This window comes from Rhizobium mayense (assembly GCF_030272705.1).
In the GTDB taxonomy this organism is placed as follows: domain Bacteria; phylum Pseudomonadota; class Alphaproteobacteria; order Rhizobiales; family Rhizobiaceae; genus Rhizobium; species Rhizobium mayense.
In genome coordinates this window covers 66,788-81,692 of record NZ_JARFYM010000001.1, presented here as the reverse complement: position 1 = coordinate 81,692, position 14,905 = coordinate 66,788, and the positions used below count along the sequence as shown (strand labels likewise).

The 14,905-nt window shown below is 59.5% G+C and carries 16 protein-coding genes; 10 read left to right on the top strand and 6 right to left on the bottom strand.

Annotated elements, in window-relative coordinates; all coding sequences use genetic code 11:
* Window positions 1–103 precede the first annotated feature (103 nt).
* On the top strand, window positions 104–1,054 hold the full coding sequence (locus PY649_RS00390) for an endonuclease/exonuclease/phosphatase family protein (RefSeq protein ID WP_285866098.1): 951 nt from the start codon (window positions 104–106) through the stop codon (window positions 1,052–1,054).
* 56 nt (window positions 1,055–1,110) lie between these two features.
* Here the strand turns inward: PY649_RS00390 and PY649_RS00385 are convergent, their stop codons facing one another.
* On the bottom strand, window positions 1,111–2,967 hold the full coding sequence (locus tag PY649_RS00385; RefSeq protein ID WP_285866097.1) for an ABC transporter ATP-binding protein: 1,857 nt from the start codon (window positions 2,965–2,967) through the stop codon (window positions 1,111–1,113).
* A gap of 324 nt (window positions 2,968–3,291) precedes the next feature.
* On the opposite strand from PY649_RS00385, the gene PY649_RS35140 reads away from it, so the two are divergent.
* Together PY649_RS35140 and PY649_RS35025 are read left to right on the top strand one after the other, a co-directional pair.
* Window positions 3,292–3,552 (top strand): type II toxin-antitoxin system RelE/ParE family toxin, encoded by a 261-nt coding sequence (locus PY649_RS35140; RefSeq protein WP_432761314.1) that lies wholly within the window; start codon window positions 3,292–3,294, stop codon window positions 3,550–3,552.
* Window positions 3,553–3,561: 9 nt separating this feature from the next.
* The gene (locus PY649_RS35025) at window positions 3,562–3,681 is read left to right on the top strand and encodes a helix-turn-helix domain-containing transcriptional regulator (RefSeq protein ID WP_349644399.1); all 120 of its coding nucleotides are present in this window, start codon (window positions 3,562–3,564) and stop codon (window positions 3,679–3,681) included.
* Between the two features lie 118 nt (window positions 3,682–3,799).
* On the opposite strand, the gene PY649_RS00370 is transcribed toward PY649_RS35025, so the two are convergent.
* Window positions 3,800–5,653 (bottom strand): ABC transporter ATP-binding protein, encoded by a 1,854-nt coding sequence (locus tag PY649_RS00370; RefSeq protein ID WP_285866096.1) that lies wholly within the window; start codon window positions 5,651–5,653, stop codon window positions 3,800–3,802.
* Between the two features lie 391 nt (window positions 5,654–6,044).
* Between PY649_RS00370 and PY649_RS00365 the strand changes: the two genes are divergently transcribed.
* The 4 genes from PY649_RS00365 to PY649_RS00350 all read left to right on the top strand — a co-directional run bounded on the left by PY649_RS00365 (window position 6,045) and on the right by PY649_RS00350 (window position 10,187).
* On the top strand, window positions 6,045–6,506 hold the full coding sequence (locus tag PY649_RS00365; protein ID WP_285866095.1) for a tRNA (cytidine(34)-2'-O)-methyltransferase: 462 nt from the start codon (window positions 6,045–6,047) through the stop codon (window positions 6,504–6,506).
* A gap of 116 nt (window positions 6,507–6,622) precedes the next feature.
* Window positions 6,623–7,789, top strand: coding sequence for a hypothetical protein (locus tag PY649_RS00360; RefSeq protein ID WP_285866094.1), 1,167 nt, complete (start codon window positions 6,623–6,625; stop codon window positions 7,787–7,789).
* 212 nt (window positions 7,790–8,001) lie between these two features.
* Window positions 8,002–9,645 carry a Na/Pi cotransporter family protein gene (locus tag PY649_RS00355; RefSeq protein ID WP_285866093.1) on the top strand — a complete coding sequence of 548 codons (1,644 nt, stop codon included), beginning with the start codon at window positions 8,002–8,004 and terminating at the stop codon, window positions 9,643–9,645.
* Window positions 9,646–9,776: 131 nt separating this feature from the next.
* Window positions 9,777–10,187, top strand: coding sequence for a VOC family protein (locus PY649_RS00350; RefSeq protein WP_285866092.1), 411 nt, complete (start codon window positions 9,777–9,779; stop codon window positions 10,185–10,187).
* Between the two features lie 14 nt (window positions 10,188–10,201).
* Here the strand turns inward: PY649_RS00350 and PY649_RS00345 are convergent, their stop codons facing one another.
* Entirely contained in the window at window positions 10,202–10,462 is a 261-nt protein-coding gene (locus PY649_RS00345) for a hypothetical protein (protein WP_285866091.1), read from the bottom strand.
* Between the two features lie 169 nt (window positions 10,463–10,631).
* Between PY649_RS00345 and hemF the strand changes: the two genes are divergently transcribed.
* The 3 genes from hemF (at window position 10,632) to PY649_RS00330 (ending at window position 12,235) form a co-directional block, all read left to right on the top strand.
* Complete coding sequence (gene hemF, locus PY649_RS00340; protein ID WP_285866090.1) at window positions 10,632–11,543, top strand: oxygen-dependent coproporphyrinogen oxidase; 912 nt, start codon at window positions 10,632–10,634, stop codon at window positions 11,541–11,543.
* Between the two features lie 94 nt (window positions 11,544–11,637).
* Entirely contained in the window at window positions 11,638–11,916 is a 279-nt protein-coding gene (locus PY649_RS00335) for a hypothetical protein (RefSeq protein WP_285866088.1), read from the top strand.
* Window positions 11,917–12,049: 133 nt separating this feature from the next.
* A complete protein-coding gene (locus PY649_RS00330) occupies window positions 12,050–12,235 on the top strand; it encodes a DUF1059 domain-containing protein (RefSeq protein ID WP_285866087.1) in 186 nt (61 codons plus the stop codon).
* 16 nt (window positions 12,236–12,251) lie between these two features.
* Here PY649_RS00330 and PY649_RS00325 read toward each other — a convergent pair whose 3' ends face one another.
* Genes PY649_RS00325 through PY649_RS00315 form a run of 3 tightly spaced genes read right to left on the bottom strand, consistent with a single transcriptional unit; the run spans window position 12,252 to window position 14,760 of the window.
* Window positions 12,252–13,508, bottom strand: a complete 1,257-nt coding sequence (locus tag PY649_RS00325; RefSeq protein ID WP_285866086.1) for a CCA tRNA nucleotidyltransferase — start codon at window positions 13,506–13,508, stop codon at window positions 12,252–12,254.
* Window positions 13,505–14,140 (bottom strand): NUDIX hydrolase, encoded by a 636-nt coding sequence (locus tag PY649_RS00320; protein WP_285866085.1) that lies wholly within the window; start codon window positions 14,138–14,140, stop codon window positions 13,505–13,507. The genes PY649_RS00325 and PY649_RS00320 overlap by 4 nt, the downstream gene beginning before the upstream one ends.
* The gene (locus tag PY649_RS00315) at window positions 14,137–14,760 is read right to left on the bottom strand and encodes a DUF1285 domain-containing protein (protein ID WP_285866084.1); all 624 of its coding nucleotides are present in this window, start codon (window positions 14,758–14,760) and stop codon (window positions 14,137–14,139) included. Before PY649_RS00315 ends, PY649_RS00320 begins: the two co-directional genes overlap by 4 nt.
* Window positions 14,761–14,905 lie beyond the last annotated feature (145 nt).

The window sequence follows — 14,905 nt, the reverse complement described above, 5'->3', positions numbered from 1 at the left end:
TCCTACTCCTTATATCCGAGTGGATTTTAGGAACAGCTTATGGCCTTTTATGGCGCCTCCGCCGCTCTTGGCGGCCAGCACAAATATGGCTGAGGACACAATTATGAGACATACGATCTATTGCGTTCTATGCGTCCTTGCCACGCTGGCGCTGGCCATCCTCACGGCACGTTATGCAACGGATCTCTGGCTGCTGGGCTTCTTCGAGAGCCTTCAGACCCACATCAGCCTTTTCGGGATCGCGCTCGCCCTGCTCGCGTTGCTTTTCAAGCGGCATTGGTATGCGGTTTTCCTGCTGGCTGTCGGTGTCGGGCTTGCAGTTCATTCCGTTGTAATGCTGCGCGAGTACGCCGCCGTCCCTCCGGTACATCCGCCGGCAGCCGCCGGTGCCAGCAAGAGCTTTAAGCTGCTCTCGTTCAACATCGACGACGATAACACTTCCGAAAACGGCGTGCGCATCGCCGATCTCATCGTCGGCTCGAAGGCCGATGTCGTGGAGATCTTCGAGGCGCGCTCGATTCAACCGGAGCTGAAGCGAATAGCCGATATCTATCCGTATCGTATCGGCTGCGGCGTCATGACGACCGATTGCGATTCGCTGCTGCTGTCGAAACGTCCGCTCCTGACGCAGGACATGCATAGCCTCGGCAGCCTTTGGGACAACCGCTTCATTCACGCGACCATCGATATGGATGGCCAGACGGTCAATTTTGTCTCGGCTCACCTCAGCAAACCCTATTTCGACGAGTTCCACACAGTCGAGTTGAACATCCTCGCCCCGATCCTGAAAGATATTCAAGGGCCACTGATCCTTGCCGGGGATTTCAATGCATCGGTCATTATACCCGACATGAGAGACTTCCTTGGCGACACCGGTCTGCGCCACGTCTTCCCGGAACCCGCCACCTGGCCGATCAAGGGAGGCGCCTACGGCATCGCCATCGACCATGTTTTCGCGCGCGCGCCACTGCGGCTGGAGTCCGTCCGGCAGATACCGGATGCCATGGGTTCAAACCATTTTGGCTTGGTGACGGAATTCAGCGTTTCAAAATAGCTCTTTGAATTTGCACGAGCTTGGCGGAGCGCCGCCGGGTATTTTCGGTGGCGGCGCTACTCGGCTGCGATGAAGCCGCCGGACTGGCGCGCCCATAGCTCGGAGTAGAGGCCGCCGCGGACAACCAGCTCGTCATGGGTGCCGTCTTCGATGATCCTGCCCTTGTCGATGACGATCAGGCGGTCAAGCTTGGCGATGGTCGACAGCCGATGCGCGATTGCAAGTACGGTCTTGCCTTCCATCAACGATTCCAGATTGGACTGCAGCGCCGCCTCGACCTCTGAATCCAGCGCCGAGGTTGCCTCATCCAGCACCAAGATCGGTGCATCCTTCAGCATGACGCGGGCGATGGCGATACGTTGGCGCTGGCCGCCAGACAATTTGACGCCGCGCTCCCCAACGTGGGCGGCATAGCCCTTGCGGCCCTTCTGATCCTCCAGCGTCATGATGAACTGATCCGCTTCCGCCCGCCGTGTCGCCTGTGTCATCTGCTCCTCACTCGCCTTCGGGCGACCAAAAAGGATGTTGTCGCGGATGGAACGATTGAGCAGCGCTGTGTCCTGCGTCACCATGCCGATCTCGCTCCGCAGCGACTCCTGGCGGACCGCGGCGATATCCTGTCCATCGATCAGGATGCGGCCGCCTTCGAGATCGTAGAAGCGCAGCAGCAGATTGACCAGCGTCGTCTTGCCGGCACCTGAACGGCCAACGATGCCGATCTTCTCGCCGGCACGGACGGTCAACGAAAAATCGTCAATGACACCGCGGCCGCGGCCGTAGTGGAAGGCCACATGCTCGAAACGAATATCCGGACTGACGATTTGCAGATCCCTGGCGCCCGGCTGGTCCACCAGGCCGATCGGCTCGGAGATCATCTCGGCGGAATTCTGGATCGTGCCGAGATTGCGCATGATTGCATTGAACTGCGCCATCATGCGACCGAACAACATGTTGAGCCGCAATACCATGCTGAGCGTGAAGGCAACGCCGCCGGTCGAAATCTCACCGGCGAGCCAGAGATGGATGGCAAGTGCCGCGATCGTCGTGATCATCACGCCGGACAACAGCGCCAGCGACGAACGCACGCCAGTCAGAAGCCGCGTGAACGGCATGACGGCGGCCTGGAAGCGATCGAAGCCATTGCGGATGTAGTCGTCGTTCTGCTCTTCTCGACCGAAGAGTTTCAGCGTCTGGATATTGGCGTAGGCATCGACCATGCGGCCGTTCAACATCGACGACGCCTCGGCGGCGTTGCGCGCATGGCGCCGGATACGCGGCACGAAATAGCGAGCAAGCATCGAGAAGATGCCGATCCAGACCGCGATCACCAGCGCGAGGCGCCAATCGAGCCCGCCGACCAGCGCTATGGTCGAGGCGGCATAGATAATGATGAACCAGACCACCTGTAACAGCGACACGACAAGATCGCCCGTCGACTGCCCCGCCGACCAGACCTTGGTAACGATCCGGCCGGAGAAATCATTCTGGAAGAAGCTCACCGACTGGCGCGCGACATGCATATAGGCCTGCCAGCGCACGAGATTGAGAAAGCCGGGTACGACCACCTGCTCCTCGACCAGCGCCCCGAGGCTCACCACCACGAAGCGGACGACCAGCACGACGAAAACCATGCCGAGCAGCGCGCCGCCATGGCCGGAAAGCAATCCGGCCCAGCCCGCCCCCGGCCGCACTTTGTCCAGTATGTCGACCAGATGCCCCACGAACCAGAACAGCGCCGCTTCCAGCATCGCGACGGCGCCGCCAAGCACCGCCATCGCCAGAAATGGGCCTTTCGCCTGACCGACATAGTACCAGATGAAAGCCCAAAGTGATCGCGGCGGGCGAAGATCGCCGGTGCGGTAATAGGGATCAATCCAGGTTTCGAACAGGCGGTAGACGGAGCGGATCAGCATCCCCGCGATATAGGAAGTTTTACCTGGGGTGCAAAGGAAAGTTGCGGTCGCGAAGGGTTATATTTTCGTGATGTTCCACAATTGGAAGCTGCAGTGCAAATCATCATCGAGCCGGAACCATGCCTATTTCAGCTTGATGCTCATACCATTGCGATTCATAAATTACGGACGCTCCATGCTTCGCATACTTCAGACGATGACTTATCAGCGCTGGGAACGACGGCTTCGGGATGAGCGCGCTCGCGCGGCGATTGCTGCGCGACTTTCCCGTTCAGCATTTGGTCTTGCGGCGATATCAAACCGGACGGCGAGGGTGTGAATGAAATGCGTATCCACTATGGACCGGGCTACCGAGTCTATTTTGTTCAACGCGGCGGAGAGATCATTATCCTCCTGTGCGGTGGCGATAAGAGCAGCCAAGCCAGAGATATCGAACAGGCGAAAATACTCGCCAAAAATTCGGACGAATTTAACCCCGCCGTCGATGAATTCATGAAAGACGCCTTTGAAAGCGGTGATGCGGGATACATCGCCCATGCGCTCGGCGTCGTCGCACGTGCAAAAGGCATAACTGGAATAGCGTAAGAGATTGGCATGGCGCGGGAAGCGCTCTATCGCTCCTTCGCATCGGACGGCAACCCGACACTGAAGTCGGTTCTCGCGGTTATGCAATCACTGGGTTTTGAATTAACGGTCAGACGGCACGATGTTTAATATCGTCGGCGCTCTATCGGTCGTTTTGTAGCTAACGATCCGAAGATCAGACAAAACACTGACCCTCATGATAGGTTAGCCAAAACAAAAAGGGCGAGCCCGAAACCCGCCCCCTTTTTCATTCCGCCGCCGCCTCGGCCTCTTCGTGGTCGGCGAGGAACCCGCCGGACTGCCGGTTCCAGAGGTCGGCGTAGATGCCGCCAGTTTGGACCAGATCGTGATGGGTACCCGTCTCGATGATGCGGCCCTTGTCGAGGACGATGAGGCGGTCCATTTCTGTCAATGTCGACAGCCGGTGGGCGATGGCGATCACCGTCTTGCCCTGCATCAGCGCGAAGAGGTTTTCCTGGATCGCCGCTTCCACTTCGGAATCGAGCGCCGAGGTCGCCTCGTCCAGCACCAGGATCGGCGCGTCCTTCAGGAAGACGCGTGCAATCGCGATGCGCTGCCGCTGGCCGCCGGAGAGCTTGACGCCGCGCTCGCCGACCTGAGCGTCGAGCCCCCTGCGACCCTGCATGTCGGCGAGCCCTTCGATGAACTCCCAGGCGTTGGCGCGCTTGGCCGCCTGGATCACGTCGGCATCGGTCGCTTCCGGATGACCATAGGCAATGTTGTCGCGGATCGAGCGGTGCAGCAGGGATGTATCCTGCGTCACCACGCCGATCAGTGAGCGCAGGCTGTCCTGCGTCACCTTGGCGATATCCTGGCCATCGATGGTGATGCGTCCGCTTTCGAGATCGTAGAAGCGAAGCATCAGGTTCATCAGCGTCGTCTTGCCGGCGCCGGAGCGGCCGACCAGACCGACCTTCTCGCCGGCTTTGATGTCGAAGGTCAGGTTCTCGATGACACCCTTGGCCTTGCCGTAGTGGAAGCGGACGTGATCGAAGTGGATCGCGCCCTGCTTGGCCGTGATCGCCGGTGCCGCCGGTACGTCGACGATATCATGCGGCTTCGTCAGCATCTCGATGCCGTCATAGATCGTGCCGATATTCTCGAACAGCGCCGAGACTTCCCACATGATCCATTGCGACATGCCGTTGACGCGCATGGCAAGGCCGATGGCGATGGCGATGGCGCCGACCGAGATCGAACCGCTCAGCCAGAACCAGATCGACAGCGCCGAGATGACGAACAACGCCACGCAGTTGTTGACGTAGACTGCGATGTAGAACAGCGTCACCTTGCGCATTTGCCCGTAGACGGTGTCCAGGAATTCGCTCATACCGGCCTTGGCATAGCCCTCTTCACGGCCTGCATGCGAAAACAGCTTCACCGTCGCGATGTTCGTATAGCTGTCGACCACCCGACCCGTCATAGTCGAGCGTGCATCCGCCTGAGCGGCGGCGATCTTGCGCAGTCGCGGCACGAAATAGCTGACGATGCCGATATAGATCCCCAGCCACGCCAGGATCGGCAGCATCAGCCGCCAGTCAGCAGCCGCGATGACCAGGATCATCGACAGGAAATAGGTGACGACATAGACGAAGACGTCGAGGATCTTCATCACCGCTTCGCGCACGGCAAGCGAGGTCTGCATCACCTTGGTCGCGACGCGGCCGGCGAACTCGTTGGCGAAGAAGGTCATGCTGTGGCGCAGCAGGAAGCGATGCATCTGCCAGCGGGCGATCATCGGATAATTGCCGAGCAGCACCTGATGCATGATGATGGAATCGAGCACGGCCGCCAGCGGCAGGCCGACCAGCACCATCGCGCCCATCCAGAAGAGCCTCTGCCACTGCGTCTGCAGGAACGTCGCCTTGTCCGCGTGCGTCAGCCAATCCACGATGGCGCCCAGGAACTGGAACAGCGCCACTTCGCCGATGGCAATGAGCATGGTGAGAACGGCCATGGCGATCAGCCAGGGTGCGGCCGGCTTGGTATAGTGCCAGCAGAAGGCGAAGAGACCCCGCGGCGGAACGTCGGGCACTTCGCTCGGAAAGGGATTTAATCGCTGTTCGAACCAGCCAAACATGAAATTGCTCCAAACTCGACCCTTCGGCACCGCTTCTGCATCTCAAGGGATCGCAGAGATATGGTGGCCGGGCGATAAAAGAACGAGGCCATACCGGCCGCGTAATGAATCGAAAAGGGGAAACTCGCGAAAATGCGCGTTAAAGCGCCTGGATCATAGCCATGGGGTCATGGCCGGGAGGCGCATCATCACAAACCAAATATTCATCTGAGCCTCCTCTGTCACAAGTTGTAGAGCGGTTCTCTTTTACCGTGCATCGTTCGCTTTGAAAAGTGAAATGTGCCCAGAAACCCGCCGAAAATCTTCAATTCTGCTGATGAAGACATCACAGAAACAGGGGGATTCGACAAAAGGCGAAGACAACTCCCGGCAATTTCGCTAGTTGCAAGACATGACATCGCTGCGCATCGCCCTCTACCAGCCCGATATCCCTGGCAACACCGGCACGATCCTCCGGCTCGCCGCCTGCCTCGGCCTTGGCGTCGATGTCATCGAGCCGGCCGGCTTCGACATATCGGATCGCAACCTCAAGCGCGCCGGCATGGACTACCTCGCCTCAGTCACGCTGACGCGGCATATCAACTGGGAACGTTTCGAAGCCTGGCGGGCGGAAAGCGGTCGCCGGCTGGTGCTTGCCTCCACCAAGGCCGCTGAACGCTACACGGACTTCGTCTTCCGGAAGGACGACATATTGCTCTTCGGCCGCGAGAGCGCCGGCGTGCCAGATCATGTGCATGAAAAGGCCGGCGGCCGCATCTTGATCCCGATGGTTGCCGGTCAGCGCTCCATCAATGTGGCCATGTCGGCCGCGATGATATCGGGCGAGGCACTGCGGCAGACAAACTGGTCGTAAATGTCGCGGCAAATCTGGGTGCCGCGGCGGCCAATTGCCGTTGGCATGCCCGGCAAAGTGTGAGAAGCTTTGACCTGGAAATGCTTTACCTAACGGCAGCCTTGGCGAGGTGACCCATGTTCCAGACGGCATTCACCCTCACCCTTACTCAATTCGCACGCACCCTCAGCCTACCCGAGCGCCTGCAGCGCTCACCGGTGCGCAATCTAACCCTGGAAGCCCTTCGCCAGCGCAACACGGCGCTCGATGCGCTGTTCTACGACGTCAAGGTCATCACTCCGGAAGAGGCTTTCTACATCAGCGGATCGCTCGCGGCCGAAGGCTCCATCATGATCGTGCCACCGAGCGGCGGTGGTAAGCTCACCCTTTGCGAAACGCTGGAAGAGTTCGTACTCCGCGGTGGCCAGAAGGCGCAGGCACTGACCGCCGCCGGCATCGGAGGATCGGCTCTCGGTGCGGCCGCCTTCGCCCGCAATGTCGCAGACGCGATCGGCACGCCAGTTGCTGTCGTCGTCTCCGGATATGGTCTGGCTGACATCATCACCGAGGCCTTCGGCGGCCATTTCTTCTTCGGCCATCTGAAAGGCCTGCGGCCTGTCTTCGAAATGCTCGACGATCTTGCCGGACGACCCCAATTCGGCGTCGCCGACACCAATGGCGGCGAGACGGCCGCCCGCACCAGCCTCGTCACTAGGACGGTGCGCGCGCTGCTCGGCGACCCCCGCCTCTCTTTCCGCCTGCTTGCCGGCCACTCCAAAGGCAACCTGGTGATTTCGGCTGCCCTTCATGATCTCTGCGAGGAGGACGAATTCCGGGCCGCACAACTGGCGGAGACGGTGAAGATCGTCACCATCGGCACCCGCATCGCCATGCCGCCAACCTTCTCGGATGTGGTCGATGTCATCGGCGAATGGGACTGGTTCGGCGAAATGAACTCCCGGCCATTCATTTCGGCCGATCAGCGCGTCCCACATGCCTGGCATCACACCAATACGGATTTGAACGGCCATCTGCCGGTGACTTCCGTGCTCAAGGAGATTTTGGCCACCGCCTCGACTGCGGAAAATACAGAAGAGGCGCCGGCATTACACGTCGTGGCCGAGCCGGAGGCATCGGTTGCTGCGACGACCGAAACCGCAGCCCCATCGCACTCGGAGCTGCCGACACGACGGCCTGCAACGGTCAAGAATGTGAAAGAGGCTTTCTCCGAAAGAGCGTTGCCTGATATCCCGCCCACGCGCGCCGACGTCTCCCGCGAGATGCAGCCGCCGAAACCGCACTAAAATCAGGCACTGCGCAAATATTGTCCCGATATGTCGCTCGCAGTGTTGGACCACGGCCTGCCGCGAGCGTATAATCTTTAGCCGGCAAGCAATATTGCCGCGTTTCACCGGGCATGTCCGGATAAAGAAATCCATGCCTTTTCAGTGATTTCCGTTCGATTTCTGATAATCGCTGAAAACATGGTAGCATGAGAAAGACATAAAAAGACAAAATGGAATCCACCGTCGTAATGATCAATCTGTTCGGGGCTGTAGCCTTGCTACTGTTCGGCCTTGCGCAGATAAAGGATGGGGTATCGCGCGCCTTCGGCGCCAAGCTCAGAACCGGCCTTGCCAGCGGCACGCGTGGCAGGCTTCGCTCCTTCACCTCCGGCTTCTTAGCAACGATCGCGTTGCAGAGCTCGACCGCAACGGCGCTGATGATCGCCTCCTTCGTCGAGCGTGATCTCGTCTTGCCGAGCATGGCGCAGATCGTGCTGCTCGGCGCCAATGTCGGCACCGCAGTGACGGCCTGGATCGTCGCAACCGGCATCGAATGGCTGTCACCGCTGATCATTCTCATCGGTATCGTGCTCTATCGCCGCGCGTCCACCGCCCAAAAGGGCGCCGGCACGGCGCTGATCGGCATCGGCCTGATGCTTCTGTCGCTGCAATTGCTAAGCCTCGCCACCGCGCCGATGCGGCAATCGCCGGCGCTCGGCGCCTTCATTGGCCTGCTCGACGACGCTCTGCCCGTGGCCTTGATCTTTTCGGCAGTGCTCGCCTTCGCCTCGTCCTCCAGTCTCGCCATGGTCGTACTGATCCTGTCGCTCGCATCGACCGGCATTCTCTCTCCAGCCCTGACGGTCGCGCTCGTTCTCGGTGCCAATCTCGGCGGCGCAATCCCACCGGTCATGGCTACCCTCTCCGGGCCTGCCACTGCGCGACGAGTGACGCTCGGCAATCTCATCGTGCGCACCATCGGCTGCCTCCTTGTCCTGCCCTTTGCAGACTATATCGGCGCATGGATGCAGGCCCTGCATTTTTCGCAGGCCAAGCTGCCGGTCGACGTCCACCTGCTCTTCAATATCGCGCTTGCCATTTGCGCCTGGCCTTTCTCCTCTTTCCTCTCGCGCATGATGCAACGGGTGATCCCGGACGATCCGCAGGCCGATGACGGGCCGAAGTTTCTCGATCAGCAGGCCCTGCACACGCCGGTCGTTGCGCTCGCCAGCGCGACGCGCGAGGTCCTGGGCGTTGGCGATCTCATCGAGCGCATGTTGATCCGCACGGAAAACGCGTTCAACAAAAACGACCTGGCTCCTTTGAAGGAGATCGCAGTTCTGGAAAAGCGCGTCGACCGGATCCAGCAGGAGGTGAAGATCTACCTGTCGAAGCTCGGGCACGAGGGGCTGGATGACGAAAACAGCCGTCGCTCAATCGTCATCATCGACTACGCCATCAACCTCGAACATATCGGCGACATTATCGAAAAAGGCCTGGCCGAACAGGTGGCAAAGAAGATCGGCAAGGGCCTGGCCTTCTCCGACGACGGCTACCAGGAGCTCCGGAGCCTCTTCGACCTGACGGTCGATAATCTGCGCATCGCCCAGACCATCTTCGTCACCCGCGATTTCAACCTCGCCCGTCAGCTGATGGAGGTCAAGGTCGATGTCCGCCGACTGGAAAAACAATCCGCCGAGCGTCACCTCGAACGCCTGCGCGACGGCCGCGCCGATAGCCTGCAGACCAGCACGCTTCATCTCGACATGCTGCGAGACCTGAAGCGCATCAATGCTCACATTGTTTCCGTGGCGCATCCGATCCTGGATGAAAGCGGACTGCTGATCGAGAGCCGGCTGCGCAACACGCAATAGCCGGTTCAGGCCTCCCCAATAAAAGACCGTCAAGGCTATTTTTTGGTGGCTTGAGCTCTCGTCATTGCATTATCGCCATTTTAGAAGGCTATTTTGTAGGGCATTCACAAATGACAGATGGAGGAAAGGTCATGCGTCTGAATGCCTACCTGATCTTCGACGGCGATTGCCGGCAAGCCTTTGAATTCTATCATCAATGCCTCGGCGGTGAACTCACCGTCATGGACTACAGCCATCCGGATGTGGTGAGCCACACGCCGGAACACTGGCGCGAGAAGGTCATGCATGCGCGGCTGACGACGGGTGACGCCGTTTTGATGGCCTCGGACGGCAGGCCGGGCGAAACCGGCAAGAAATACGGCTTCTCGGTTTCCCTTCAGGTCGACAAGCCGGAAGATGCGGACAGGCTGTTTACAGCGTTGCAGGAGGGCGGGACGGTGACCATGCCGATCGGCGAAACGTTCTGGGCGGAGCGTTTCGGCATGCTGGTCGACAAATTTGGCGTGCCGTGGATGATCGATTGCGAGCGTTCGACCGCTTGAACATGTGCGTCGTTTCAATCGGCTGACGGCAGGCGTCGCATAGTGAATTCGATGCGATCGCCTTCGACCTGCCGCCAGCTTTCGACTTCGGTCCAATAGGCGGCTTTCGGAAATTCGTCGAACCACTCGCGCGCCTTGGCGCGCGCTTCCGGGCGACTAAGGCAGAAGGTCTCGCGAACAAAATCACCTTTGCCGCCGGCGGGCTTTTCCTGCCGGTAGCGTGATATTCTGCGTCTCAACCCGTCAAGGGGCGGCGGTCCGGGTATTTTCGTCATGAAACCTCGCCTTTGAGAGGGAAGATAATACCGCATTTGCCAATTTGCGAGTCGATTTTCCCGACGAACCTGCACGCTGGTTAGGGTGCGATGTTGCTGATATTCAAAACGAGAATCGATAATACGCGAATCGCGGGCGTCTCGCCGCCCGCAACGCCGGAGAGCATGCATGGAACGACCGGAACTTCCCAAAGGACTACCCGAGGACATCGAAGAGAAGAAAGACGCCGCCAAGGGCTGGTTTGAAAGCCTGCGCGACGCGATCTGTGCTCAGTTCGAGCAGTTGGAGCACGAGCTTACCGGCCCCCTCTCCGACCAGGAGCCGGGGCGTTTCGTCGCCAAGGATTGGCTTAGAGAGAACGGCCAAGGCGGCGGCGGGCGCATGTCGATCATGGAAGGCCGCGTCTTTGAAAAGGTTGGCGTTCACACCTCCACCGTTTACGGCGAATTCTCGCCCGACTTCCGCAGCCAGATTCCTGGGGCCGAAGAAGATCCGCGTTTCTGGGCCTCCGGCCTGTCGCTGATCGCCCATCCCGTCAACCCGAATGTGCCGACCGTGCATATGAACACCCGCATGGTGGTAACGACCAGCCATTGGTTCGGCGGCGGCGCCGACCTGACGCCCATGCTCAACCGCCGGCGCACCCAGGAGGATTCCGACAGCGTCCTCTTCCATCGCGCGATGCAGATCGTATGCGACCGCCATTCGGTTGCGGACTACCAGCGCTACAAGACATGGTGCGACGAATACTTCTATCTGAAGCATCGCAATGAACCTCGCGGCGTCGGCGGCATTTTCTTCGACTGGCTGCATTCTGGGGAGGAGGCAGGTGGCTGGGACGCCGATTTCGCCTTCACGCGCGATGTCGGGCGCGCATTTTCCATGGTCTATCCCCGGATCGTGCGCTCGAATTTCAATGACGTATGGTCCGAGGAGGATCGTGACGAACAATTAATTCGTCGCGGGCGTTATGTGGAGTTCAATTTGCTTTACGATCGCGGTACAATATTCGGGCTGAAGACGGGCGGAAACGTAGAGTCGATCTTATCGTCCCTGCCACCCGTCGTGCGTTGGCCATAGAGCAGTGGCGTAAACAATCAGAAAAAGCTTATATGAAATAGTTAGGAGGAGTACCTAGGTTAGGTAATGCTCGTTTCAATCGGAGGAGGTTGTAATGGCAGTACAGAATCAAGTGGCAGAAGCCGCGAATGAAAAGAAGCTTTCGCGGGCAGTCGATACGCCGGAGTTCGTCGTCCGGCTGGCTGAGGATATGAGGATCAGAAGCGGGTCCGATCTGCCACTCTCCTGCTTCATACAGCAGGTCAGAATGCAGTTGGCTGGGAAGTCTCCAGGCGATGTCGCTCGCATGGTGTCCGACCGTCCGTCAAAACAAGCGCCCATTCCGAAGTATCAATCTTCGGATTGCTTCAAATCCTGGGCTATGCCGGATTAAATATCCGGAGAGCATCGTCCGGCAGGGTGGAGGCTCTGCCGGACATCCGAAACCTTTCCCCATCTTTTGCGTTTTGACCTTCATGCCGTTTGGCATGAATGATTTCGTGGCGTCGAAATTTCAGGAGGCAGATATGCGACTGTTCGAATGTGGTACGCTCGTTCCCGGCTGCGACTGGCACACTCGCGCCAATGACGATGCCGAAGTTGTTCGCCGTGCCGTCGAGCACATGCGTAACACCCATGGCGAGACCATCATCCGCGAAAACATGATCGACAATATCAAGGCCCGCATTCGCGATGAAGCGAACGCCGCCTGATTGCTGGCGACAACCATCAGGACTCGATCAATTCCTTGAGCCGGGCGAGAAGAGTCGCTCGGGTCAGGGCAAAATTGCTGTCGAGCCATTGTTGTTCGAGTTTGCCAAGGATATCGCCGACCCGAGGCCCTGCGCTGAGCCCCGCAGCCAGAGCGTCTGCGCCATTGACCGGAAAGACGGGCTTCTTCCAGCGTGTCGTCCGCTCAAGCAACTTGCTCAGCCGCGCCGTGCGCGCCATCTCCTCGAAATCGCCTTCCGCCTTGCCCCGCGCGACGGCAAGCGCAAGTTTCAACTGCGCGCCGATGCCAATTGGACCATAGCGATAAAGCAAGCGATCGAAGGCTGCTTCTGACGCATCGTCCTTGATACCCGGCGCATTCGCCCAGTCCTGCAAGTAGCTCGCTTCGACCTTCGACAGCCGTAGCCGTTCGCCAAGCTTTGCCAATCTTGCAGCATCCGGCGGTACGACGGCCGCCAACCGCTGCAGCGGATCGGGCGCCCAGCCGAGCGCCTGTTCCGTGACCACAAGCCCCGGAATGGCATCGATGCCCCACTTCTCGGTCTCCGGCAGCACTTCGGTCAATATTCCGACCTGCCGCATCCAGAGCAGCGCGCGGCCGGGATCCTTGGCAGCGAGCAGCTTCTTCATCTCCGACCAGACGCGCTCCGCCGAAAGCGTTGCGATTTTCGAGCGCGCAGCCGCGCAGGCTCGCAACCCGTCCGCATCCGGTCTGCCGCTGCCGTAATAGGCGAAAAAGCGAAAGAAGCGCAGGATCCGCAGATGATCCTCGGCAATCCGAGTCGCTGCGTCACCGATAAAGCGGATATTGCGGCGTTCCAGATCGGCAAGCCCGCCGACCAAGTCGACCACTTCGCCATTGGCGGAAGCATAGAGCGCATTGATCGTGAGATCGCGCCGTTCGGCATCAGCCTGCCAATCATCGCTGAAGGCTACCAGAGCGCGACGACCATCCGTCTCAACATCGCGCCGTAAAGTGGTGATTTCGAAAGGTTTTCCATCGACGACCAGCGTCACGGTCCCATGCGCGATGCCCGTCGGCACCGCCTTGACGCCAGCGGCAACAGCCCTTTCGACGACCGTCTCGGGCAGCAACGTCGTGGCGATATCGATATCGGCAACAGGAAGACCCAACAGGCTGTTGCGCACCGCACCGCCGACGACACGCCCCTCGCCGCTATCGGCGTTCAGCAACGCCAGCACCCGCTGCAGCGCTTCATCCTGGAACCAAGTCTCACCGGCCACAGATGTCATGAATACAGCCTTTCGTAAAGCGTGCGGACAATGCCGGCGGTAATGCCCCAGATCATACGCGGACCATAAGGCATACGATAGAAATGACGTTCGACCCCGTTCCAAACCATCGTATCGGTCGCATGATGACCGGGATCCATCAGGAAGGAGAGCGGCACCTGGAAAGCATCGTCCACTTCGGTCGGATTGAGCGCCAGTTCGAACCCGGGCTTGACCACCGCGAGGATCGGCGTGATGCGGAAGCCGGTCGCGGCCAGATAAAACGGCAACCGTGCCACGGGCTCGATGAAAACATTCGCCAACCCGATCTCTTCACCGGCCTCACGGATCGCCGCCATTTCCGGCGAAACATCCTCGGGATCAATGGCGCCGCCGGGAAACGCGATTTGGCCGGAATGCTTGCGCAATGTCGAGGTGCGCAGCGTGAAAATGACATTGGCGTCGTCACCGTCGTCCACCACGGGCACCAGCACCGCAGCGTCGCGCAGCTTCAGACCCTCGACGTGCAAGATATTGTCCGGATTGAGCGCGTGGTCGCCGTGGTCGCGCCAGGCAAGGTCGACCGGGCCGCCGCTCTGGTTGAGCGCGCGGCGCCGGAATTCGGCGGCGGAATAAAGGGGATAATCGCTCATCGCGTCAGGGCATCCAATTCGGCAACCGGCATGACCGGGAAGATCGTGCCCCCGGAGCGCACGCAGAACATCTCGCGCCCGGCTATCACAGCGGTCTCGCCGAGTTCGACGAGATCATACATGACCGCCCGCGTCACCAGCGCTTCCAGCCGGCCGCGAACATGCAGATAGGGTTTCAGCTCGTCATTCTCACCACGAATGATGAAGCGGATCGGATGCTCCCTGCCTGCCTCGACGACATCGCCGACATTGGTGCGGAACGTCAGTACCCGCTTGCCGTCGCGCTTGGTCACGCTCATCTCAACGGCGATGAAAGGAGCATCGACGACGCGGATGCCGACCTTTTCGACAGGTGTGACCAGGTAGGTCTTTTGATCCGCATCCTTGCGCAGCACCGTCGAAAACAGCCTGACCAATGGCGCGCGGCCGATCGGCGTTCCCATGTAGAACCAGGTGCCGTCGGCGCGGATTTCCATGTCGATATCCCCGCAAAACGGGGGATTCCACGCGTCGACGGGCGGCAGGTTTTTCTTGCGTCCACCAGCATCACCGGCCGCGCGTGAAATCAGCGCAGCCAGACTTGCCGCATCGCTCGCCCCCCTGATTTCTTCGGTTGCCATTCTTCCGTCCCGGTTTGTGCTTAGTTACAAATACGACCGTTTCTCACGAGATAGTCATTCGAAACGCGCTTGTCAGCCTTCTCGATGGCGATAAGTTGTATTGATTATGAGGCAAATGTGTAAGGTCTGCGAATCGCGCGTACCG